This window comes from Rhizobium sp. P38BS-XIX (assembly GCF_012641435.1).
Lineage (GTDB): Bacteria > Pseudomonadota > Alphaproteobacteria > Rhizobiales > Rhizobiaceae > Rhizobium.
This window is the reverse complement of the sequence record NZ_JABAIJ010000015.1, coordinates 20,329-41,702: the sequence shown is the minus strand read 5'-3', so window position 1 is coordinate 41,702 and position 21,374 is coordinate 20,329. Positions and strand designations below refer to the sequence as shown.

22 protein-coding genes are annotated in these 21,374 nt (G+C 59.6%); 9 read left to right on the top strand and 13 right to left on the bottom strand.

The annotated features are described in order from the left end of the window. Nucleotides 1-74 precede the first annotated feature (74 nt). The gene (locus HGP17_RS30405; RefSeq protein ID WP_168815154.1) at nt 75-665 is read left to right on the top strand and encodes a DUF4291 domain-containing protein; all 591 of its coding nucleotides are present in this window, start codon (nt 75-77) and stop codon (nt 663-665) included. A 74-nt stretch (nt 666-739) separates the two neighbouring features. On the opposite strand, the gene HGP17_RS30400 is transcribed toward HGP17_RS30405, so the two are convergent. The 3 genes from HGP17_RS30400 to HGP17_RS30390 form a co-directional block, all read right to left on the bottom strand. Then, nucleotides 740-1,558: a sugar phosphate isomerase/epimerase family protein gene (locus HGP17_RS30400; RefSeq protein ID WP_168815152.1), complete on the bottom strand. Its 819-nt coding sequence runs from the start codon at nt 1,556-1,558 to the stop codon at nt 740-742. A 192-nt stretch (nt 1,559-1,750) separates the two neighbouring features. Beyond that, nucleotides 1,751-2,359, bottom strand: a complete 609-nt coding sequence (leuD, locus tag HGP17_RS30395; RefSeq protein WP_168815151.1) for a 3-isopropylmalate dehydratase small subunit — start codon at nt 2,357-2,359, stop codon at nt 1,751-1,753. 191 nt (nt 2,360-2,550) lie between these two features. Beyond that, nucleotides 2,551-2,787 (bottom strand): hypothetical protein, encoded by a 237-nt coding sequence (locus HGP17_RS30390; protein ID WP_112339850.1) that lies wholly within the window; start codon nt 2,785-2,787, stop codon nt 2,551-2,553. Between the two features lie 111 nt (nt 2,788-2,898). On the opposite strand from HGP17_RS30390, the gene HGP17_RS30385 reads away from it, so the two are divergent. Continuing rightward, the gene (locus HGP17_RS30385) at nt 2,899-3,843 is read left to right on the top strand and encodes a CoA ester lyase (protein WP_168815150.1); all 945 of its coding nucleotides are present in this window, start codon (nt 2,899-2,901) and stop codon (nt 3,841-3,843) included. A gap of 37 nt (nt 3,844-3,880) precedes the next feature. After that, nucleotides 3,881-4,087, top strand: a complete 207-nt coding sequence (locus HGP17_RS30380; RefSeq protein WP_168815149.1) for a DUF1737 domain-containing protein — start codon at nt 3,881-3,883, stop codon at nt 4,085-4,087. A 46-nt stretch (nt 4,088-4,133) separates the two neighbouring features. Here HGP17_RS30380 and HGP17_RS30375 read toward each other — a convergent pair whose 3' ends face one another. After that, complete coding sequence (locus tag HGP17_RS30375; RefSeq protein WP_168815148.1) at nt 4,134-4,571, bottom strand: metallopeptidase family protein; 438 nt, start codon at nt 4,569-4,571, stop codon at nt 4,134-4,136. Nucleotides 4,572-4,847: 276 nt separating this feature from the next. Between HGP17_RS30375 and HGP17_RS33850 the strand changes: the two genes are divergently transcribed. The 5 genes from HGP17_RS33850 to bfr all read left to right on the top strand — a co-directional run bounded on the left by HGP17_RS33850 (nt 4,848) and on the right by bfr (nt 11,663). Beyond that, the gene (locus HGP17_RS33850) at nt 4,848-5,828 is read left to right on the top strand and encodes a hypothetical protein (RefSeq protein ID WP_246704296.1); all 981 of its coding nucleotides are present in this window, start codon (nt 4,848-4,850) and stop codon (nt 5,826-5,828) included. Nucleotides 5,829-5,868: 40 nt separating this feature from the next. After that, nucleotides 5,869-7,296 (top strand): DNA polymerase Y family protein, encoded by a 1,428-nt coding sequence (locus tag HGP17_RS30370; protein ID WP_246704298.1) that lies wholly within the window; start codon nt 5,869-5,871, stop codon nt 7,294-7,296. After that, the gene (locus tag HGP17_RS30365; RefSeq protein WP_168815146.1) at nt 7,293-10,763 is read left to right on the top strand and encodes an error-prone DNA polymerase; all 3,471 of its coding nucleotides are present in this window, start codon (nt 7,293-7,295) and stop codon (nt 10,761-10,763) included. Before HGP17_RS30370 ends, HGP17_RS30365 begins: the two co-directional genes overlap by 4 nt. Nucleotides 10,764-10,900: 137 nt before the next feature. Beyond that, complete coding sequence (locus HGP17_RS30360) at nt 10,901-11,212, top strand: (2Fe-2S)-binding protein (protein WP_065091867.1); 312 nt, start codon at nt 10,901-10,903, stop codon at nt 11,210-11,212. Continuing rightward, nucleotides 11,178-11,663, top strand: coding sequence for a bacterioferritin (gene bfr, locus HGP17_RS30355; protein WP_047559539.1), 486 nt, complete (start codon nt 11,178-11,180; stop codon nt 11,661-11,663). The genes HGP17_RS30360 and bfr overlap by 35 nt, the downstream gene beginning before the upstream one ends. A gap of 46 nt (nt 11,664-11,709) precedes the next feature. Here bfr and HGP17_RS30350 read toward each other — a convergent pair whose 3' ends face one another. The 6 genes from HGP17_RS30350 to rsfS form a co-directional block, all read right to left on the bottom strand. After that, the gene (locus HGP17_RS30350; RefSeq protein ID WP_168815145.1) at nt 11,710-12,249 is read right to left on the bottom strand and encodes an RNA pyrophosphohydrolase; all 540 of its coding nucleotides are present in this window, start codon (nt 12,247-12,249) and stop codon (nt 11,710-11,712) included. Nucleotides 12,250-12,264: 15 nt separating this feature from the next. Beyond that, nucleotides 12,265-13,449 (bottom strand): divergent polysaccharide deacetylase family protein, encoded by a 1,185-nt coding sequence (locus tag HGP17_RS30345; protein ID WP_168815144.1) that lies wholly within the window; start codon nt 13,447-13,449, stop codon nt 12,265-12,267. Between the two features lie 214 nt (nt 13,450-13,663). Further along, complete coding sequence (locus tag HGP17_RS30340; protein ID WP_168815143.1) at nt 13,664-14,992, bottom strand: S41 family peptidase; 1,329 nt, start codon at nt 14,990-14,992, stop codon at nt 13,664-13,666. Next, entirely contained in the window at nt 14,982-16,430 is a 1,449-nt protein-coding gene (locus HGP17_RS30335; protein ID WP_246704295.1) for a murein hydrolase activator EnvC, read from the bottom strand. Before HGP17_RS30335 ends, HGP17_RS30340 begins: the two co-directional genes overlap by 11 nt. Nucleotides 16,431-16,600: 170 nt before the next feature. Next, a complete protein-coding gene (gene rlmH, locus HGP17_RS30330) occupies nt 16,601-17,083 on the bottom strand; it encodes a 23S rRNA (pseudouridine(1915)-N(3))-methyltransferase RlmH (protein WP_168815142.1) in 483 nt (160 codons plus the stop codon). Between the two features lie 171 nt (nt 17,084-17,254). Continuing rightward, entirely contained in the window at nt 17,255-17,698 is a 444-nt protein-coding gene (rsfS, locus tag HGP17_RS30325; protein ID WP_168815140.1) for a ribosome silencing factor, read from the bottom strand. A gap of 302 nt (nt 17,699-18,000) precedes the next feature. On the opposite strand from rsfS, the gene HGP17_RS30320 reads away from it, so the two are divergent. Continuing rightward, nucleotides 18,001-18,384: a winged helix-turn-helix domain-containing protein gene (locus HGP17_RS30320; RefSeq protein ID WP_168815130.1), complete on the top strand. Its 384-nt coding sequence runs from the start codon at nt 18,001-18,003 to the stop codon at nt 18,382-18,384. On the opposite strand, the gene modC is transcribed toward HGP17_RS30320, so the two are convergent. The 3 genes from modC to modA all read right to left on the bottom strand — a co-directional run bounded on the left by modC (nt 18,385) and on the right by modA (nt 21,048). Next, entirely contained in the window at nt 18,385-19,458 is a 1,074-nt protein-coding gene (gene modC, locus HGP17_RS30315; RefSeq protein ID WP_168815128.1) for a molybdenum ABC transporter ATP-binding protein, read from the bottom strand. It abuts the gene before it with no gap. Then, a complete protein-coding gene (gene modB, locus HGP17_RS30310; protein ID WP_168815327.1) occupies nt 19,455-20,156 on the bottom strand; it encodes a molybdate ABC transporter permease subunit in 702 nt (233 codons plus the stop codon). Before modB ends, modC begins: the two co-directional genes overlap by 4 nt. Nucleotides 20,157-20,256: 100 nt before the next feature. Further along, nucleotides 20,257-21,048 (bottom strand): molybdate ABC transporter substrate-binding protein, encoded by a 792-nt coding sequence (gene modA, locus HGP17_RS30305; RefSeq protein ID WP_168815127.1) that lies wholly within the window; start codon nt 21,046-21,048, stop codon nt 20,257-20,259. Nucleotides 21,049-21,374 lie beyond the last annotated feature (326 nt).

Below are 21,374 nucleotides of genomic sequence, written 5' to 3'. Positions count from 1 at the left end.
GTTGAGGCCTCTTGCCTTCCTCGGCATGTGCCAAGGTGCCTTGTCCGGTTTCGGCTTTTTACTTATGAGTGGCTATGCATAAACAAATACGAGCAATTTTTACTGACACTACAATTCGAGTTTATCAGGCTTATGGCGATCAGATCGCCGATGTAGCGCTTCGGCACGGCACTTTTGCAACGCCGTTCAGTTTCTCGCGAATGACCTGGATCAAACCTTCTTTTCTCTGGATGATGTATCGCTGCGGCTGGGGTCTCAAGGACGATAACCAAAAGCGGGTGCTGGCGATCGATATCGATCGTGCCGGTTTCGAGCGTGCATTGTCGATGGCATGCCTGAGCCATTTCGATCCTGAGCTTTACTCCAGCGAAGCAGCCTGGAAGGAAAGGCTCCAAACTAGCATGGTCCGGATTCAGTGGGATCCAGAGCGCGATATCTTCTTTCGGCCTTTGTCGTACAGATCACTTCAGATTGGCCTCAGCGGCGATGCAGTTCAAATGTATGCTGAGGAGTGGATCAAGGCGATTACCGATATCACGGATGAAGCTTCACGCCTCAAAAAAGCACTTGATGCGGGAGATCGCGCCTATCTCGAGGCAAACTTGCCGCAGGAGCAGCTTTATCCGCTGCCACGTTCGATTGCCTCGGTGATCGGAGCGGACTGATGAGCGCTGCCGTGATGCAAAGATAGGTGGCCGGCCTCCGATACCTGCTCGGAGACCGGTATAGTCCATTTGGCTTACTCGGCCAGACCGAGCGAAGCGAGGTAGGCAGCAGATGCCGGGATCTTCGACTTGTCCTTGATCTCGATGATCAAACGCGGATTGCTGTTGAGCTTGCCAAGCGCAGCAAAGACGGCGCGCCAGTGGATGTTGCCTTCGCCGAGGCTCCAGTGACGGTCGGCATAGCCGTCCGCATCCTGCAGGTGGATATGCTGCAGGCGGTTGCCGGCGGCATGGACGTAGTAGTCAACAGGCGGAGCGCCTGTGTAGCCATGGGCGTAATGGGCATGGCCGGTGTCGATCGAAACGGCGACGGCGGACGAATTGAAGCTGTCGGCGAGGCCGACGCGGATATGGGGATCCTTGTCCTCGATGTTCTCGATGACCATGGTAAGCCCGATATCTTCAGCGCGCTTGACGGCATCCTTCAGCGTCAGATGCGTGTATCCGATGATCTTCTCGCGCTCGCCCTTGTTGTTGTCGAGGTTGTTGTAGGACCACGACGTATAGGGGCTATGGATGACCATCTGCGTGGCGCCGATATTGGCGCAGACGTCGAGTGCCTGCAGCAGGCGCTTGGAAACGACGGCGCGGATATCGGGATCCTGCGAAGCGATGACGAAGCCCCAGAACGGGCCGTGAATGCCAAGGCGTCCCTGATGGCCGTCGAGCAGCTTGCGGGCACGCTCGGCAAGCGGAGCCCAGTCGCCGTTGAGGACTTCGGCTTCGACGAAGCTCTGGAGTTCCAGATCGCGCGGCTTTTCGAGCAGCCAGTCGCGATGGGTTTCGACGTCGTCGAGCGTCATGGCTGCGCCGACAATGGGAAGGGAGGTCATGGAGAAGCTCCATTGCGTGGGGAGAAATGAGGGTGGGGAGAAGCCCAAAGGGTCTCGGTTGGCCTATATGGACCTGCTTCTTGTCGAACATATTACAGGGGGTGGAAAAGATGCGTCTTTTCAAAAGCCTAAAATAAAAAAGCCGGGCTGTAAGGCCCGGCTTCGACATGCAGAATAGCGATGAAAAACCGATCAGGCGGCCCAGGGGCGCGATGCGCTGTTGGTCTTTTCGAAATTGTCGATCGCGGAGGATTTTTCCAGCGTCAGGCCGATGTCGTCGAGGCCGTTCAGCAGGCAATGACGCTTGAATTCGTCGAGTTCGAACTTCAGCGAGCCGCCGTCCGGGCCGGTGATTTCGAGGTTTTCCAGATCGACCGTCAGAATGGCGTTGGAGCCGCGCGAGGCGTCGTCCATCAGCTTGTCGAGGTCTTCCTGGCTGACCTTGATCGGCAGAATGCCGTTCTTGAAGCAGTTGTTGTAGAAGATGTCGGCGAAGCTTGTCGAGATGACGCAACGGATACCGAAATCGAGAAGTGCCCATGGAGCATGTTCACGCGAGGAGCCGCAGCCGAAGTTGTCGCCCGCGACAAGGATCTTGGCGTTCTGATAGGCTGGCTTGTTCAGAACGAAATCTTCGTTCAGGGAGCCGTCTTCGTTGTAGCGAGCTTCAGCGAAGAGCCCCTTGCCGAGGCCGGTGCGCTTGATGGTCTTCAGATAATCCTTCGGGATGATCATGTCGGTATCGACATTGACGACCGGGAGGGGCGCTGCGACGCCGGTCAACTTCACGAACTTGTCCATGGGGTCCTGCCTTCATTCTCGTCTAAGCACGAATTATCCTGCCAATAGAGCAAATTCGGCCCGAAATGAAGGAGAATCTTGGAAGTGCTCTAAAAGGCGGCAATTTGGTCGCCTCGCCCTGAGGCGAGCGTGGATAGGACAAACGAGTTAGGCGGCAGGCAATGCCGGACCGCCCTACCCTGCCTGCAAACTCAAAGGTCGATGATGGTGCCGCGACCGTCGTTCCAGATGCGCATTTCGCGCTGGCCGTTCGTCTTTGCCTTGGCATGCACCGGCGCCGGCTTCATGCGAAGCGAAATAGCGCGGGCGGCCATGAGCACGGTAAGAATGCCGCCAACAGCAAGCGTGACCGAAACGGTAAACAACGCCATGGCTGCGAACACGGTGATACCGGCAAGCGCAATGAACAGGGAACGAATATTTTGCATGGTCGAGACCTCTCTACGTCAAGCAATGTGGCCCTCTTCATTCCCCTCTGCAAGAGGAGCGTGGCTTTTTGTTGACTTGCCTGGCCATCAAAAGCGCGGCAAAACGGCACAATGAGCCAATCCGCGAGTCAAAACTCCCCTTCCCGCCCCGCTCGACTGCGCCGCTCGGTGCTGAGTGTTCCCGCCATCAACCGCCGCGCGCTCGACAAGCTTTCGAGTCTCGATTGCGATGCTGTCATCTTCGATCTCGAGGATTCCGTTTCGCCTGACATGAAGGCGGAAGCGCGGGAAAATCTGCGGGCGTTCTTTTCGGCCTCGCCGCTGCCGGGCAAGGAGCGGATCATTCGCATCAATGCGCTTTCCTCCAATTTCGGTGCGGAGGACATGGCGCTGGTCGCCGAGCTTGAGCCGGATGCGGTGTTGCTGCCGAAAGTTGACGAGCCGCAGGATGTCATGGCGGTTGGTGATTGGCTGGCCGAGGCCGATGCGCCGGAAAGCCTGCGTATCTGGGCGATGATCGAGACGCCGCGGGGCGTTCTCAATGCGGCCGCGATTGCCGAAGCGGGACGTACGGCCGGCAGCCGGCTGGATTGCTTCGTCGTCGGTCTCAATGATCTCAGGAAGGAAACGGGTGTTTTGCCGCAGTCGGGTCGCGCCTATCTCGTGCCCTGGCTGATGCAGGTGGTGTTGGCCGTCAGCGCCTATGGGCTTGAGGCTATCGACAGCGTCTTCAACGATTTCAGGGATGCCGATTCTTTCGAGGCAGAGTGCGAGCAAGGTCGTGCCATGGGTTTCGCCGGCAAGATGCTGATCCATCCGAACCAGATCGAGCCGGCCAATCGGCATTTCGGTCCGGATGCAGCAGCTATTGCCGAGGCCGAGGCCATCATCGCTGCCTTCACAGAGCCGGGCTCCGCCACTCTCAATGTCGTGAACATCGATGGCCGCATGGTCGAGCGCCTGCACCTTGTTCAGGCGGAAAGACTCGTCCATAAAGCTCGTCAGATCGAGCAGCGCTCATCGGGTGCGGCAGCGTCGCCTCGCACAGAGGCCTGACCGTCCGATAGACTGGCCACACAAGAAAGATGTCTTGATGAAACTCTACCGCTTCCTCACCGGTCCCGATGACGCTTCCTTCTGCCACAAGGTGAGTGCCGCGTTGAACAAGGGCTGGGAGCTATACGGATCGCCGACCTATGGCTTCAATGCTACGAGCGGTCGTATGGAGTGCGGACAGGCCGTCATCAAGGAAGTGGCCGGCAAGGATTACGATCCGGACATGAAGCTTTCCGAGCAGTAAGCGACTGAAGTTCGTCACCCCGGCCTTCTTGCGGTCGGGGTCGATATCACCGATCCGTCGCTTCCTCGGCGCTTTCCTCGATGCGCTCCATATCCTCGTCGCTCAGGCCGAAATGGTGGCCGATCTCGTGGATCAGGACATGGGTGATGATGTCGCCGAGGGTTTCTTCGTTCTCGGCCCAATAATCGATGATCGGCCGACGATAGAGCCGGATCTTGTTCGGCATGTCCCCTGTCTGGGCGGTAAAGCGCTCCGAAATGCCGCGCCCCTCGAAAAGGCCGAGCAGGTCGAAAGGGGTTTCCAGCGCCATATCCTCGAACACTTCGTCATCCGGGAAGTCCTCGATGACAATGATGAGGTTACCGGTCAGCGCGCGGAATTCTTCCGGCAGGTGGCTGTAAGCCTCCGTCGCCAGGGATTCGAATGTGCTGATTGAGGGCGAGTGGCGATCGCGCCAATCTTCGCTCTGGTCAACGCGAGCCATGAATGCTTCCTTCCATGGGGGTCATATAGAGCCTTTGCTCTGCTTTTACGAGAGTTGATTGGAGGGTGATGCTGAAAAGTGTTTGAGCAGTTTTGGGCCGATATCATGCTCTACCTCTTTGATTTTAAAATGGATTCACATTTTAGCTTGTTGCAGCCTGAAACAGCTCGCCTCTTTGCACAGGAATATTTTCTCATAAATTGGTGTTGACTCTTTTTCCCAGCTCTGGAATCCATAAGAACATAACAGGAACATTACTGATCTGGAGCTAACGTCATGGCTGAGACCGCCGTGGCGCGGGAAACGCTTTTTGCCCTGCGTGAAACCATTGCCCGACTGGAAGGCAGGCCGATACCGGCACTGGCGGCGGCTGCGCATGACATGCCGGCCGACAAGCCGATCATGGGATCGACGGATACTGCGAAGCGTCCGTCATCCCGGCCCATGCCCGAGCAGCAACTTCTTGCCATCGGTGTCGACGATCTCGATGACGCGCTGCAAGGCGGCCTGCCGCTCGATGCGCTGACGGAAATCCGTTCGCTTGGGTTGCGTGATGCCGGATCGGCGAGCGGGTTCACGCTGGCGCTTGCTGCGCGGCTGCGTGCGCACGCTTCGGAGACGACTGCGGCGGCCTCTCCGGTCCTGTGGATCGGCGATACGGTCGCCACGATGGAGGCAGGTCTTCCCTATGCCATCGGCATCCGGGATTTCGGGCTGGAGCCTGCGGATTTTCTGCAGGCTTCGCCGCGCAAGCTGGAGGATGCGCTCTGGGTGGCGGAGGCAGCGCTTGGCAGCGCCGCATTTGCGGTCGTCATTCTGGAAGTTCGCGGCAACCCCGCCCGTTTCGGCCTGACGGAAAGCCGGCGGCTGGCTTTGAGGGCAAAGGCGGTGGGGCGGCCCTTGTTTCTATTACGACAGGGAGGCGAGGAGGAAGCGAGCAGCGCCCTCTTCCGCTTTTCCGTCGAACCCGCGCCATCGCTGGCGCGTCCCCTGCCGGATGGATCGGTGCTTGGCGGCAGCATCGGTCACCCGGCCTTTCGTCTGACCTTGGAAAAGAGCCGAAACCCGGCGCCCCTTTCCATAACCCTGGAGTGGAATGCCCATGACCGCCGCTTTGCCCCTGTCCTCGACACTCAACGCCCTGCCTTTCCCGGCGAACACGCAGCGCATTCTGGCGCTGACCTTTCCGCATCTGCCGACCGACCGGATCGCACGCAAGCGATGGGGTCTGTCCTGGCGTTCAACAGGCAGGCTTGAAGCGCCGCCGCTTGCCTGTTCAGGAAAACTCAACAATGCCATGCGGCTGACTGCCCTGAACGAGCGCGCGGAGATGATCGGCCTGAAGCAGGGCCAAGGCGTGGCCGAGGCAAAGGCGATCTGCCCCGATCTCGATGTTGTCGAGGAAGACCTCGCTGCCGACCGCAAGCTTCTGGAAGCGATCGCCGACTGGTGTGATCGCTATACGCCGTTGGTGGCGATCGACGGCAAGGATGGGTTGTTTCTCGACATTACCGGCTGTGCTCATCTCTTCGGTGGCGAGGAAGCCCTGCTTGAGGACATCCTGATCCGGATTTCCCGGCTGGGCTTCGATGTGCGTGGCGCGATTTCTTCCGCGCCGGGCCTGTCGTGGGCGGTTGCACGCTTTGACGATAGCCGTGTCGTTCCTCCGGAAGCGATGGAAGAGGCTTTGGCGCCGTTGCCGGTCGCATGCCTGCGGCTCGGCGAGGAGACTGTTGTTGCCCTGCAGAAAATGGGGCTGAAGCAGGTAAGCGACGTTCTGGCTGCACCGCGTGCACCGCTCGCCCGCCGTTTCGGTACGCAGCTGCTTCTGCGGCTTGATCAGTCCGTCGGTCTTATCGACGAGCCGATCTCGCCACGCCGGCCTGTCGCACAATTGTCGGCCGAGCGCCGTCTGGCCGAGCCGGTGCAGGCGGAAGAGGAGATTCTCCAGCTTGCCCGCCAGCTTGCCGAAACCCTGAAGTCGGGGCTGGAAGCCCGCGGTGTCGGCGGCCGTTCTTTCGAACTCCTGCTGTTCAGGGTGGATGGTGAAGTCTTCCGCATCATGGCCGGCGCATCGCAGCCGCTGCGGGAGCCGAGCCGGATTTCGAGCCTGTTCACGGAGCGCTTCGGCGCTATTCATGACGATCTGGACGTCGGCTACGGCTTCGAGATCGTCCGTCTCAACGTCCTTCAGCATGCGCCTTTCGATGCAGCGCAAGGCGATTTCGTCGGGGAAGGACGTCAGGATGGTTCGCTTGCCGCCTTTGTCGACCGTGTAGCCGCGCGGCTGGGGCCGGAGTGTCTGCAAGGGTTCGAGCTGCAGCAAAGCCATATCCCCGAGCGCGCCGTGCGGCCGATGCCGGCGATGACCATTCTCGCGTCGAAACAGCGGACGGCCAATCAGGATGCCGGGCGCGGATTCTTCCGTGGCGAGCGGCCGTTGCGGCTCTTTCGCGTTCCGGAATTGATCGAGGCGGCAGCGGCCGAGGTGCCCGACGGCCCTCCCCGGCAATTCCGTTGGCGCAGGATCATGCATCGCGTTCGGCGGGCCGAAGGCCCTGAGCGACTTTCGGCGGAATGGTGGACGGAAGAGAAGCCGGAACCGACCCGCGATTATTTCCAGGTCGAGGATGAAGGCGGTCATCGCTTCTGGCTGTTCCGCAAGGGGCTTTATGGCCAGACCGCAACGTCGCCGGACTGGTATATGCACGGGGTCTTCGCATGAACGCGCGCCCGAGCTTTCATGAACCCATGCCCTTCTTCGAGATCGGGGTGAGAACGAACTTCTCCTTTCTCGAAGGGGCTTCCCATCCGGAAGAGATTGTGGCGCAAGCCGCCTTCCTGAAGCTGTCGGGCTTTGGAATTGCCGACCGCAATTCGGTCGCCGGCGTGGTCAAGGCGCATGCGCATACCAAGTTTCTCAAGGAAAAATACGAGGAAGGCGCCAGGAAGAACCTGGAGCTTCGCGCGAAAGGCGAGCCGGAAGAGCCGCTTTTAAAGCCGGTTCCTTTTAAACCTGGTGCTCGCCTGGTGTTTTCGGATGGCACGCCCGACATTCTTGCCTATCCGGAAAACCGCACGGGCTGGGCACATCTTTGCCGGTTGTTGAGCGAAGGCAATCTGCGCGGTGAGAAAGGCATCTGCATCCTCAATGAAGCCGACCTCGTGGAATGGGGCGACGAGATGATGCTGGCGCTCATTCCCGATGCCGACAGCGTCGAGACGACTGAAGGGCAAGCAAAGCTTGAGGCGTGCCTGAAGCGGCTCTGGATGCGCTTTGGTCGAAAATTCCACATGGTCCTGTCGCCGGCCTATGACGGGCGGGACCGGATGGTCTTTGCCACACTCTCCATTCTGGCGCAGCGCAATGGTGTGCGGCTGATCGCCAGCAACCAGCCGGTCTATCACGCGACCGAACGCAAGCCGCTTGCCGACATCGTCATTTCGATCCGCGAGCATGTGCCGATCGCCGAGGCGGGTTTCAAGCTGGCCGCCAATGCCGAGCGCTATATGAAGGACGCTGCCGAAATGATGCGCCTGTTCCGGGATTATCCGAAGGCGATCGCCAATACGCAGAAGTTTTTTAGCCGGCTGTCTTTTTCATTGGATGAGCTGAAGCATAATTATCCCGACGAAAGTGTTCCCGGTGAAACTGTTGAGGAAACGCTGAAGCGATTGACGTGGGAAGGGGCTAACTCGCGTTTTCCCGAAAAGATTCCCGAAAAGGTCTCGATGCAGATCGACCATGAGCTCAAGCTCATCCGTGAGCGGCAATATGAGCCCTATTTCCTGACGGTGCACCGGATCATGGAGTTTGCCCGCAGCCAGAATATCCTGTGCCAGGGGCGGGGATCGGCTGCCAATTCGACGGTCTGCTATTGTCTCAGGATTACCGAGGTCAATCCCGAACTAACAAGCTTGCTTTTCGAGCGTTTCATCTCGACGGAGCGGGAGGAACCACCTGACATCGACGTCGATTTCGAGCATGAGAAGCGCGAAGAGGTCATCCAATTCATTTATGAGCATTACGGCTTCAGACATGCCGGGTTGACGGCGGCCGTTACCAGCTATCGTGCTCGCTCGGCCGGTCGCGAAGTGGCGAAGGCCTTCGGTCTGTCGGAGGATGTGCAATCGGCTCTTGCGAGCGGCGTCTGGGGCTGGTCGACGGAGGATCTATCCGAGCGCGAGGCGAAGATTGCCGGCCTCGATCTCAAGGATAAGACAACACGGAATGTCCTCTCCTATGCCTCGACATTGATGGGCTTTCCGCGGCATCTCACCCAGCATGTCGGCGGCTTCGTCATCACCCGGGATCGATTGGACGAAGTGGTTCCGATCATGCATACGGCCATGGACGATCGTTACATGATCGAGTGGAACAAGGACGATCTCGACAATCTCAATATATTGAAGATCGACGTCCTGGCGCTCGGCATGCTGACTTGTCTCGCCAAGGCTTTTGACCTGCTGCTCCTGCACTACGACGTGAAGAAGGAACTCGCCGATCTTGGCAGCAAGGAATATCCCGATGGCAAACCGGTCTATGACATGATCTGCCGCGCCGACACGATCGGGGTTTTCCAGATCGAAAGTCGGGCGCAGATGAGCATGCTGCCGCGTCTGCGTCCCCGCAAATTCTACGATCTGGTCATTGAAGTGGCGATCGTCCGGCCAGGCCCGATCCAAGGCAACATGGTGCATCCCTATCTCAAGCGACGGGATGACGAGCTTCATAACCGGCCGATCAATTATCATCGTCCGGAACTGGAAGCGGTTCTGAAAAGAACTCTAGGGGTTCCGCTTTTTCAGGAGCAGGCGATGCAGATCGCCATTACGGCGGCCGGATTTTCTGCCGCCAAGGCCGATCGGCTGCGCCGGTCCATGGCGACGTTCAAGCGAACGGGAAGGGTAGACGAATTCAAGCAGGATCTGGTTTCGGGCATGGTCGCAAACGATTACCCTCGGGACTTTGCCGAGCGCTGCTTCAGCCAGATCGAAGGTTTCGGTGAATATGGATTTCCCGAAAGTCATGCAGCGTCCTTTGCGCTGCTCGTCTATGCTTCGTCCTGGTTCAAGACCTATTATCCCGATGTCTTCTGTGCGGCGATCCTCAATGCCCAGCCGATGGGTTTCTATGCGCCGGCGCAGTTGGTGCGCGATGCGCGCGAGCATGGGGTCGAAGTGCGCCCTGTGGATGTCAATTATTCCAATTGGGACTGCCTGCTGGAGAGAGGCCGCTTTGACAAGCGAGCCGTTGAGCCACGTCACGCCTCGATGCGCGAGGTCATCAAGACGGAATCTGCCGTTCGGCTAGGGTTCCGTCAGGTCAAGGGTCTATCGGAAAAGGAGATCGATCAACTCGTTCAGCGTCGCGGCGAGGGTTACAAGTCCGTGCGTGATCTCTGGCTGCGTTCCGGTCTCGCCAAGTCTCAGGTCGAGCGTCTGGCGGATGCGGATGCATTTGGCTCCATCGGCCTGAGCCGGCGCGAAGCGCTCTGGGCGGTGCGGGCGCTCGATGCCGGCAGTGCCGCCGAAAAGCTGCCTCTCTTCGATCTCGGCGATCACACGGATCTGCAGGTCGAGCCGGTGGTCGCGCTGCCCGAAATGTTGCCTGGGGAGCAGGTCATCGAGGATTATCGCTATCTTTCCCTGTCGCTGAAAGCGCATCCGGTTTCTTTCCTGCGTGCGGATTTCGCGCGCCAGGGCATCGTGCAGAACCGGGATTTGCTTAAGGTCGCGAATGGCCGGATGGTGACGATCGCCGGGCTGGTGCTGGTGCGCCAGCGGCCGGGCTCGGCAAAGGGCGTGATCTTCATGACCCTGGAGGATGAAACCGGCGTCGCCAATGCGATCGTCTGGCGGAATAAATTCGAAAAGTATCGCGCCATCGTCATGGGCGCGCGGCTGGTGAGGATCCGCGGCCGCCTGCAGAGTGCCAGCGGCGTCATTCACGTGGTGGTCGATCACATCGAGGATATGACGTCAGCACTCGGCATCCTGAAACGGGAGGCACGAAGCTTCGGTGCCTGCGAAAGGGCGGACGAGGTGCTGCGGGCCACCATGGATCACAGGCAGAAGCAACCGCGCGCCTTGCCGGACCTGTTCTCGAAGCATAATGGTCCAGCAGCGGAAGGCCGCAGGGATACCGCGGAAACGGCGAAAGTCATGCCGAGAGGCCGCAATTTCCATTGATGAGCGGTGTTTTACGCCCGCAGCGACAGGTGTTGATCTCGACTGTCGCTCAAAAGAATCGTTTCTTTCTTGACAAAGGCCGTCTTCTTTAACAATAACAAGACAGCAAATGTCATGTTTGACGGGCTGAGCGAAGAATGCTGGTTTGTAGCTGTAATTACATCACCGACAAGGAAATCCGGGAAGTCATCACTGAACTCCTCGATCAGGACTGTTGGCAGCTCATCGTTCCCGCCAAGGTCTATCACGCCATGTCGAAGCGTGGCCGCTGTTGCGGCTGTTTCCCGAATGTCGTTGATATCATTATACAGACTACCGAAGATTATCATGCCCGTCGGCACTCGACGGAAGCCGAAATATTTGATTTCATGTCCCGCCTGAAAAAATTCCATGAAGACAACAGGAGAGCGGACATTGAAAGGCGACAAAAAAGTCATCGAGCGGCTTAACGAGGCGCTGTTTCTCGAGCTTGGCGCAGTCAATCAGTATTGGGTTCACTATCGGCTTCTCGAGGATTGGGGCTACACCAAGCTCGCCAAGAAGGAACGTGCTGAGTCCATCGAGGAAATGCAGCACGCCGATCGTCTCGTCGCACGTATCATCTTCCTAGAGGGTCACCCGAACCTGCAGACGCTCGCGCCGCTGCGGATCGGCCAGAACGTCAAGGAAGTGCTGGAGGCAGATCTTGCCGGCGAATACGACGCCCGCACGGCTTACAAGAAGTCACGTGATATCTGTCACGATGCCGGCGACTATGTGTCGATGAAGCTGTTTGAAGAGCTGCTGATGGACGAGGAAGGTCATATCGACTTCCTGGAAACGCAGCTCGAGCTGCTCGGAAAGATCGGCGAAGCCAAGTACGGCCAGCTGAACGCCGATTCGGCTGATTCTGCGGAATAATCTGAAACCATGAGACCGGCCGCCATCGCGGCGGTCTCATTTTCGATCAGTCTTCGGCCTTCAGGCCGGCCAGATGCGTGAACTCGCTCACGACCTTTTCATAGACAGAGCGTTTGAAGGCGACGATCAGGCCCGGCAGCGTTTCCATCGGCTTCCATTCCCAGGCATCGAATTCCGCCTCGTGGCCGCCTGGCGGCGGGTTGATGGCGATTTCGCTTTCGTCTCCGTCGAAGCGGAAGGCGAACCAGCGCTGGGTCTGGCCACGGAATTTACCCTTCAGACCGATGCCGATGAGCTGCGGCGGCAGATCGTAATTGATCCAGTCCTTCGCTTCCGCAAGCAGCGTCACCGTCTTCATCCCGGTTTCCTCATAGAGTTCGCGATAGGCCGCCTTGAGCGGGTCTTCACCCTCGTCAATGCCGCCCTGCGGCATCTGCCAGAGCTGCGGCGAGCCGTCATATTCGGAATTGCCGACGGGGATGCGCCGTCCGGCCCAGACGAGACCGTCCCGGTTCAGGATCATGATGCCGACACAGGGGCGGTAGGGCAGGTCTTCGGCTCGCACGGGCGCGTTGGGCTTGCTCATTTTTCTCTCCAGTGGTCAGGGCTGCTTCGGGTCGTCGGCAAGCGCCGAGACCGCGACGATTTCGATGCCGCGCATGGCGGCTTCCTCGCTCCATTTGCTGATGGCATCGACGCTCTCGTCAAAGGCGGAGGCGACGCCGATCGCCGAACCGTTGCGGCGCGCGATGCGCTCCAGCTCATCGAGCTTCTTCATAATCGCATCCTGCTGCAATTCCGCATCCAGCTGCACGTCGGCAAAGGCATGCGGCACCGCCAGCGTCTTGGCCAGCATCCCGGACTTGGATTGTGCCGAGGACCCATCGTCGAGGAACAGCAGGCCGCGCTTGCCGATATCGCGCAGCACCGGCTCCATCGCACCCGGATTGGCAAGGAATTTGCCGCCGAGATAGTTCATCACACCGGTGTAATTGGTGATCTTGCCCATCGCCTTGTGCAGATTGTCGATATTTTTCGCAGCCGACAAAGAGGTCAGCAGCGTATCCGCACCTGGATTGTTGCTGGGGTAATCGAAGGGCTCGAAGGGCACCTGGATCAGGATTTCATGGCCGCCCCGGCGCGCATCCTGCATCCAGCGCTGAAGGCTGTTGCCGCTTGCCGCAAAGGCGAGGGTGATTTCCTCCGGCAGCTTTTCGATGGCGCGCTGCGTGCCGGTCTGGCTGAGGCCGAGCCCGCTGACGACAATGGCTATGCGCACCCCGCGAGCGCCAGACCATGGCCTGGCATATTGATCCATCGGTCGCAGACCATCCGGTCCGGTAATCGGCAACTTGCCGAAGGGAGAATCCTCGAGCAGGCTGTCATTCGGCGTTGCCGCCATGCGTGGGTCCTGGCCGATCCTGTTGGCATTGATGATCACAGGGCCGCTGCCATCGCGGTTGCTGGGGCTGAACATGGTCACGACGGAGCCGTCGCCGGTCACGACGCGGCTGGTGTTGGCGCCGGACTGCGGATCGACCTGGGTCAAGCTCGACTGGCTATTGGGTGCGGGCTTGGTTTCGGCTGGCGGCGCGGGATCTTCCTTCTTTGCGGTCTCGATCGGCCTGGTTTTCTGCAGATCGTCACGCACGAGCGCCGAGTAAAGCGAAAAGCCGGCAATCGCGATCAGACAGACGCCGCCGAGAATGCGTCCGAAGGGTATGGAGCGCCGGCGGCGACCAGGGCCGCGGTTCTGTCCCAACGGTGCATGCAAATCCGTTCCCAAAATTCCAAACCACTCCAAGCGGAAAATTTTACTGGCTCGAACAATCCCTCTCGACAGAGAGCAAAGCTGCTCGCAGCACCTAAAGCGCTAAAACATGAACGCAACTGTTTTGAACAGGGCCGATTTCGTTCGGCCGGGAAGAGCGGCACGCAACGCATTGTGCCGCTTCTCCTTATGAAAGCGCCGGGTCTGTTTCCAGCCCGGCGCGTGTTCCTTACTTGGAGGAAACTGCCTTTTCCGGGTTCGGCGGGAAGGACGGATCCTTCTTGGCGCCGCGCAGCAGATCGAGCGCGTAGTTGAGCTGGATATCGTCCTTCGGATCCGGCGGCATGTAAGCCGAGGAGCCCGAACCCTTGTCGGTTTCGCTCTGGCCCTTGATATGGCCCGGCAGGCTGGATTCACCTTCGGTCGTCAGCTTGCCCTTCAGATCATCCGGCAGCGGCTGGTCGACCTTGATGTCAGGCGTGATGCCGGTGCCCTGGATCGAACGGCCCGACGGGGTGTAGTAGAGCGCCGTCGTCAGGCGAAGCGCACCGTTGCCGTCACCCAGCGGGATGATCGTCTGAACGGAGCCCTTGCCGAAGGACTGCGTGCCGAGCACGGTGGCGCGGCGCAGGTCCTGCAGGGCGCCGGCGACGATTTCCGAAGCCGAGGCCGAGCCGCCGTTGATGAGCACGATAATCGGCTTGCCGTCGGTCAGGTCGCCCGGGGTTGCGTTGAAGCGGCGGGTCTCATCCGGATTGCGGCCACGGGTGGAGACGATCTCGCCGCGCTCAAGCACGTCGTCGGCAACATTGATCGCCTGATCGAGCAGACCGCCCGGGTTCAGACGCAGGTCAAGGACATAACCCTTCAGCTTGTCGGCCGGGATGTCCTTCTTGATCTTGGCGATCGCGGCTTCCAGATCCGGCGTTGTCTTTTCCGTGAAGGAAATGATGCGGATATAGCCGACATCGCCGCCTTCCTCGCGCGACTTGACCGCGGCAATGGCGATCACGTCACGAACGACCGTGACTTCGATGGGCTTGTCGACACCCTTGCGCAGCAGGGTCAGCTTGACGGGCGTCTTGACTTCGCCCTTCATCTTGTTGACGGCGTCTTCCAGCTTCAGGCCGCGCACGGACTGACCATCGATCGCAGTGATGTAGTCGCCGGCCAGCACGCCGGCCTTGGCGGCAGGCGTATCGTCGATCGGGGTAATGACCTTGACGAGATCGTTGTCCATGGTGACTTCGATGCCGAGACCGCCGAATTCACCCTTGGTCTGGGTGCGCATGTCTTCGGCATCCTTGGCATTCATATAGCTCGAATGCGGGTCCAATGAGGTCAGCATGCCATTGATGGCGGCTTCGATGAGCTTGTCTTCCTGCGGCGGCGTCACATACTGGGCGCGAACGCGTTCAAAGACGTCGCCGAAAATCGACAACTCCTTGTAGGTGGAGGTGCCCGCGGCTTCCGCTGGCGCTACCGCCGAGTATATAACGCCCATCGCGGTCGCACCCATCAATGCGCCGACGAGAACAAGAGAAGCCCTACGTATCATTGCGTGCCTTTCCAGTATCTTTGGAGGTCCACCAGGGCCGAGAATCGACCGGCTTTCCATCTTTTCGGAATTCAATGTAAAGCGTTGGCCGATCCGTTTCCAGCGCCAATGCGGTCGCGCTCGCGACTCTTTTTTGGCCCATCGTGGCGAGCGGCTCGCCTGCGAAGACAAATCTGCCGGGGCGCGTCTTGATCGCGTCCATTCCCGACAGCACCATATGATAGCCGTCGCCGGTATCGAGAATGATCATCTGGCCGTAGCTGCGAAACGCGCCGGCATAGACGACCGTGCCGTCGGCTGGAGCCGTGACCAGGGCATCCGGACCCGTCGCAATGGTCAATCCCATCGCCGTGTGGTCGGTGCCGTCGTTGTCGCCGAACTGGCGGAGAATATCGCCCGCCACGGGCAGCTCCAACTTCTGTTTCAAGTCGGAAAAGGGATATGCGGGGGTAATGCGGTTTTTATCGGGCACGCCGCTTTCGGCCAGGGCCTTGGCCTGCTCGCGCTGCTGATCGGTCATCTGCGCGCGGCGCGCCTCTTCCGCGCGGGCCGCAGCGGCGGCATCACGGACCGAGCCGATCTGGCTTTCGAGGGAGGCGACAAGCCCTTCCAGGCTGGTTGCCTGGCCCGCCAGTTCTTCGGCGCGCTTGCGCTCGGCATCGAGTTGAGCAGTGTTTTCCTTGCTGTGCTTGTCGTTTTCAGCGATCAGCAGGTCCATTCGCCGCTCCTCCTCCAGACTGTTCGTCACGGTGGTGGTGAAGCTTGCCTTTTCGGCTTCTGCCTGGTCATGCAGCTTGCTGAGATCAGTGAGGTCGGCGAGAAGCTTGTCCGTCTCCTTGCGCATGCCGGGCACGACGGCCCCGAGAAGGATGGCGCTGCGCACAGAGGCAAGGGCGTCATCGGGCGTGACCAGCAGTGCAGGCGGCGGATTGCGGCCCATGCGCTCGAGTGCGCCTAGAACTTCGGCCAAAAGGGCGCGGCGATCATGCAGCGAGGCGCGAATCTTGTCCTGCTTGACGGCGAGATCCGTCAGCGTCTTCTCGCTGTCCTGAATCTTGCGATCCAGATCCTTGCGGCGTGCGGCACTGTCTATCAGCGCCTGTCTCAGACTTGTCGTGCTCTTGTCGAGAGAGGCGATGCTGTCTTCCAGCTCCTTGGTCTTGTCGGAGGAAAGGCTAATCGTCTTCGAGAGTGCTTCGAGTTGCGTGCGGGTCTCGTCGCGCTTGCGGGCAAGATCAGCCGCCGGATCGGCCGCCTGCTGCGCAGGGGCGGCTTCGGATGTGCGATCGTCCGGTCCCTGCGATGTCGGGGCCGCTGATTCCTGCGCCAGCGCCATGTCCTTCACGGATAGGGGGCCGATCACATAGGCGCCCACGCCGATGGTTGCCGCCAAAGCTGGCAGCACGAGACGTGAAAGGATAGGCGGGGCTCTTCTCATCCAGTCGTTTCGGGCATGGTCCTTCGAATCGCGTGAAAATAGGCCGATTTGCCGCGATCATCCAGGAAGCATCGTCATTTTCAGGGCGGGAATCAAAACACGCCTGTGTGAGCGTTTCGTTAACGCAAAATGCCCGAAAGCCAAACTGCTTTAAAAGTGGGATCAGGCGGCTACACCCGGTGATACGGATGGCCGGAAAGAATGGTAACGGCGCGATAGAGTTGCTCGGCAATCAGGATGCGCACGAGTTGGTGCGGCCAGGTCAGTTTTCCCAGGCAAATCGTCATGTCGGCCCTGTCGTAAAGGGCGGGATCGAGACCGTCGGCGCCGCCGATCGCGATTGTCAGGTCGCGCTTGCCCTGATCGCGAAATGTGCCGAGCATGGCGGCAAACGCTTCGCTGTCGAGCGCCTTGCCGCGTTCGTCGAGCAGGATGAGGATGCCGCCGTCCGGATGCGCCTTTTGCAGGAGGCCCGCTTCTTCGCGTTTGCGGGTCTCGCTATTGGAGGCGCGGCTTTCGGCAACCTCGGTTATGCGCGCCATTTCCAGGCCGATGGCGGGGCCGGCCTTGGCGAAACGATCGAGATAACGAGCCGCAAGATCCTTTTCAGGGCCGGCTTTCAGCCGTCCCACTGCAAAAAGACCTATCCGCATTCTCGCTCCCAGACGCTTTCCGCCTTTGGCGGCACAAAAGAAAACTCTGGCCGGAAGGCTATGTCCGGCGCCGTAAAGCGACTAACCCTGGGTCGAGAAAACGCCCTTGGGGCTTTGAGCATTGCCAATGGGAAGCTGTCACGAACTTCCCTTGGAAATACGATTGCCCGGTTAGTGCAGCGTGCCTTCGTCGAGATCCGGTGCCCACATCTTTTCGATGTTGTAGAACTCGCGGATTTCGGGTCGGAACACATGAACGATGATGTCGCCGGTGTCGATCAACACCCAGTCACCGCCATCCAGACCCTCGACGCGGGCATTGCCGAAGCCCTCGTCCTTGAGATCGGTCATAAGATGGTCGGCAATCGCCAGGACATGGCGGTTCGATCGGCCGGAGACGACGACCATGTGGTCTCCAAGCGCAGATTTGCCAGCAATGTCGATGGTGACGATATTTTCGGCCTTGGAGTCCTCGAGGCTCACGAGGACGGCTTGCAGGGCGCGGGCAGCGGCATCGGCGCCACGTTCCGGGCTCTTCGGGATAACGACAGGCGTTCTTCCCTTGGCGTGTACTGTTGTCAGTGCTCTTCCTTCCTTGAGTAACAGAACATGCACATATGCGATCTGAGTCGATCACGCTACAAAGATAGGCATCAAAGCATAAAGGTTTCAAGACGCCCGGGGTGCTCCAACAGGGTACAAGACAAGGATTTGTGCCTCGATACGACAATTTCGCACCAAATATGGATGAAACCTACCTCCAATGGACGTGATATCCGCCCTTCGGCTTCTTACTCGGCAAAATGCCGTGATGGACATCCCGTAGGCGGATACCGATCCCGATGCTCAGCCTGGCATGTACAGGCAGGCTAAGGCCGCGTATACCACTCTGCAGAGCAGATCTCGTTCCAGGTACCATGACAGACGTTCCGCAGCCACCGTTGAAGCCCATACTCCGCATCAGCTTTTCGGGGCAGGATCGGCTCGGGCGCGGCAAGATGGAACTCCTGGAACATATTCAGGAAACCGGCTCGATCTCGGCTGCCGGCCGCGCCATGGACATGTCGTATCGCCGGGCCTGGCTGCTCATCAGCGAGTTGAACCATATGTTCAGAGAGCCGGTGGTGGAATCGCAGCGCGGCGGCCAGAAGGGCGGCGGTGCGGCACTCACGCCCTTCGGCGAGGAATTGCTGCGGCGGTTCCGCGGCATGGAAACGACATTGCGCGCGGCGATCGCCGACGATCTGAATTGGCTCGAGGCCAATCGCAGCCCGGCCGAGGCGGCCGGGCAGAAGTCCTGATTACTGTTCGAGCGCCACAGTCTTGATGACTGCGTGAACCGCCATGCCGATCCGCAATCCCAGCCGATCGGCCGAGAATTGCGTGATGCGGGCATTCACGATGTCTCCGCCGCAATCGACCCTGACCTCCGCCGTTCCGTCGGCAACCGTGCCGATCTCCAGAACCTTGCCATCGAGGATATTCAGGGCGCTCAGGCCTTCCGGCCGCGTTGTCGCCAGCATGACGTCGCGGGCGGGTATGTGCACGCGCACCGTTTTGCCGACGGTTGCGGTCTGACCCGGTACGATGAGTTTTGCCATCTTCAGCGCGACCACGGTCAGCTGATGGCGATCGTCCATCGATTCCACGCGGCCTTCCAGCAGCACGCCGGCTTCGCGGCGATCCGTCGCTAGCGGGCCGGAAAGCTGGCTGAAGATATCGACGGCTGCGCCGATGCTTTCGACCTTGCCATCACGCATGACGACGACACGGTTGGCAAGCCGCGCCACCTCGGCGATTGAGTGGCTGACATAGATGATCGGGATGTTGGTTTCATCGCGCAACCGCTCGAGATAGGGCAGGATTTCCGCCTTGCGGGCTTCGTCAAGCGCGGCAAGCGGCTCATCCATCAGCAGAAGTTTGGGTGAAGATAGGAGGGCGCGTCCGATTGCGACACGCTGCTTCTCGCCGCCGGAGAGTTTTGCCGGCCGACGGTCGAGAAGCGCGCCGATGCCGAGGAGATCGACGACGCCGTCGAAGCTTTCACTGCGTTCGCTTTTGGGTGCGAACCAGCGGCCGTAATTGAGGTTCTGGCGCACGGACAGGTGCGGAAACAGCCGTGCTTCCTGAAAGACATAGCCGAAGCGACGGCGATGGCGCGGCACGAAAATCTGCTTGGTCGTATCGGCGAGCACCGTGTCGTCAAGGATGACGCGGCCGTGATCGGGCCGCGTGAGGCCGGCAATGATACGAACGATCGACGTCTTGCCCGAGCCCGAGCGGCCGAAAAGCGCGGTTACGCCGCCCTCGGAGGTGAAGGAAGCCTCGAGCGAAAAGGCGCCGAGGCGGTGACGGATATCGACCGTGAGCGTCATTCGAAATCCACCCTGCGGCCGGCGAGATAGGCAAGGAATTCCGAGGCGAGCAGGGCTGCCATGGAAATGACGATGGCGACGATCGTCAGCCGCATGGCGCCGGCATCCCCGCCTGGGACCTGGGTGAAGGTGTAGATCGCCGACGACAGCGTCTGGGTTTCGCCTGGAATATTGGAGACGAAGGTGACGGTGGCGCCGAATTCGCCCATGGCCTTCGCAAAAGACAGGATCATGCCGGCGATCACACCGGGCAGGATCAGGGGCAGCGTTACCGTCAGGAATGTCCAGGCCGGACTGGCGCCCAGCGTGCCGGCTGCCTCCTCCAGCTTGCGGTCGACGGCTTCGATCGACAGGCGGATGCTCCTGACCATCAGCGGAAAGCCCATGACGCCGCAGGCGAGCGCGGCGCCTGTCCAGCGAAACGAGAAAACCAGGCCGAGATATTGTTCGAACAGCGCGCCGATCGGCCCTTTGCGCCCGAAGAGAATGAGCAGGATGAAGCCGGTGACCACGGGCGGCAGGATCAGCGGCAGGTGAATGACGCCGTTGAGGATGGATTTGCCCCAGAAGCGGCCGCGGGCCAGCAGCAATGCGGCGCCGATGCCAAAGGGCAGGCTCACCAGCATGGCAACAATGGAAACGCGCAGGCTCAGCTCGATGGCCGTCCATTCGTCGCTGCTTAAACCCAATGCGTCCAAATTCCGCCCCATCAGCCATTCGCCGAAACAATTCAGGCCCGCCATGCACCGGCGAGCCTGGGTTCTTATCGTCCCTGTCCAGGGTATCTCACGACAATAGTCAGTGCTTCAGAACAGTGAAGCCCTCATGCTCGAAGAAGGGAACAGCCTTAGCCGATTTCAGGTAGTCGAAATAGGCTTGAACGTCGGGGTTCTTGCTGCTGCTGGTGATGGCGAAGGGGTATACGATCGGCGGATGGCTGTCAGCCGGGAAGGTGCCGACGACAGCGACGCCCGGATCGGCGGAGACGTCGGTCTGATAAACGATGCCGTAAGGTGCTTCGCCGCGCGAAACGAGGGCGAGGGCTGCGCGCACGCTCTCAGCGCCGGCGACCTTCTTTTCAACCGACGACCAGATACCGAGCTTTTCCAGCGCGGACTTGCCGTATTTGCCTGCGGGCACGGATTCCGGCTGGCCGATCGCCAGGCGGCCATCGCCGAGCAGAGCGGCGAGATCCAGGCCCTGCTTGATTTCGACCGGCTTTGCCTTGTCCTTGGCGGCAACGAGAACAAGCTTGTTTCCGAGAAGATTGACGCGGCTGTCGTCCTTGATCAGCTTTTTCTGGGCGACATAATCCATCCAGTTGGTATCGGCGGAGATGAAGACATCGGCCGGTGCGCCGTTTTCGAGCTGCTTGGCGAGCGGGCCGCTGGCCGCATAGGAGACGGTGACTTCCTTGCCGGTTTCCTTGGTGAAGGCCGCGTCGGCATTATCGAGCGCATTCTTCATGCTGGCGGCAGCAAAGACGACGATCTTGTCGGCTGCGAATGTCGGTGTGACTGAGAGGCCAAGCCATGCGGCTGACAATGCGGCGGTTGCAAGCTTAATCCATCGGCGGCGGCTGGTGGCCATCTTAATTCTCCCCAAAGATGTCGACATGTTTCGAGAGATATAACGACACGCGATGCTTGGCTAGGGATGTGCTTATAAAAATACATCGCGATATTGTTGCCTAACCCTACGAATTTAATGGACTTTTGCCGCGACAGCGCATATGAGCGGGCCTCGGCCTCACCAAAAATGCATAACTAGATTCGCCCAAGTTATTGGCGAACGCTCACGAAGTTAGACGTAACGTTACGAACCGTGGGATTACGGGCTATTCCGCAAGTGCTTTTCGAGTGCGAAATGCCTGCGATGAGGCAATTTTTGGAAAAAGAAGCATTTTTTGGGCAGGA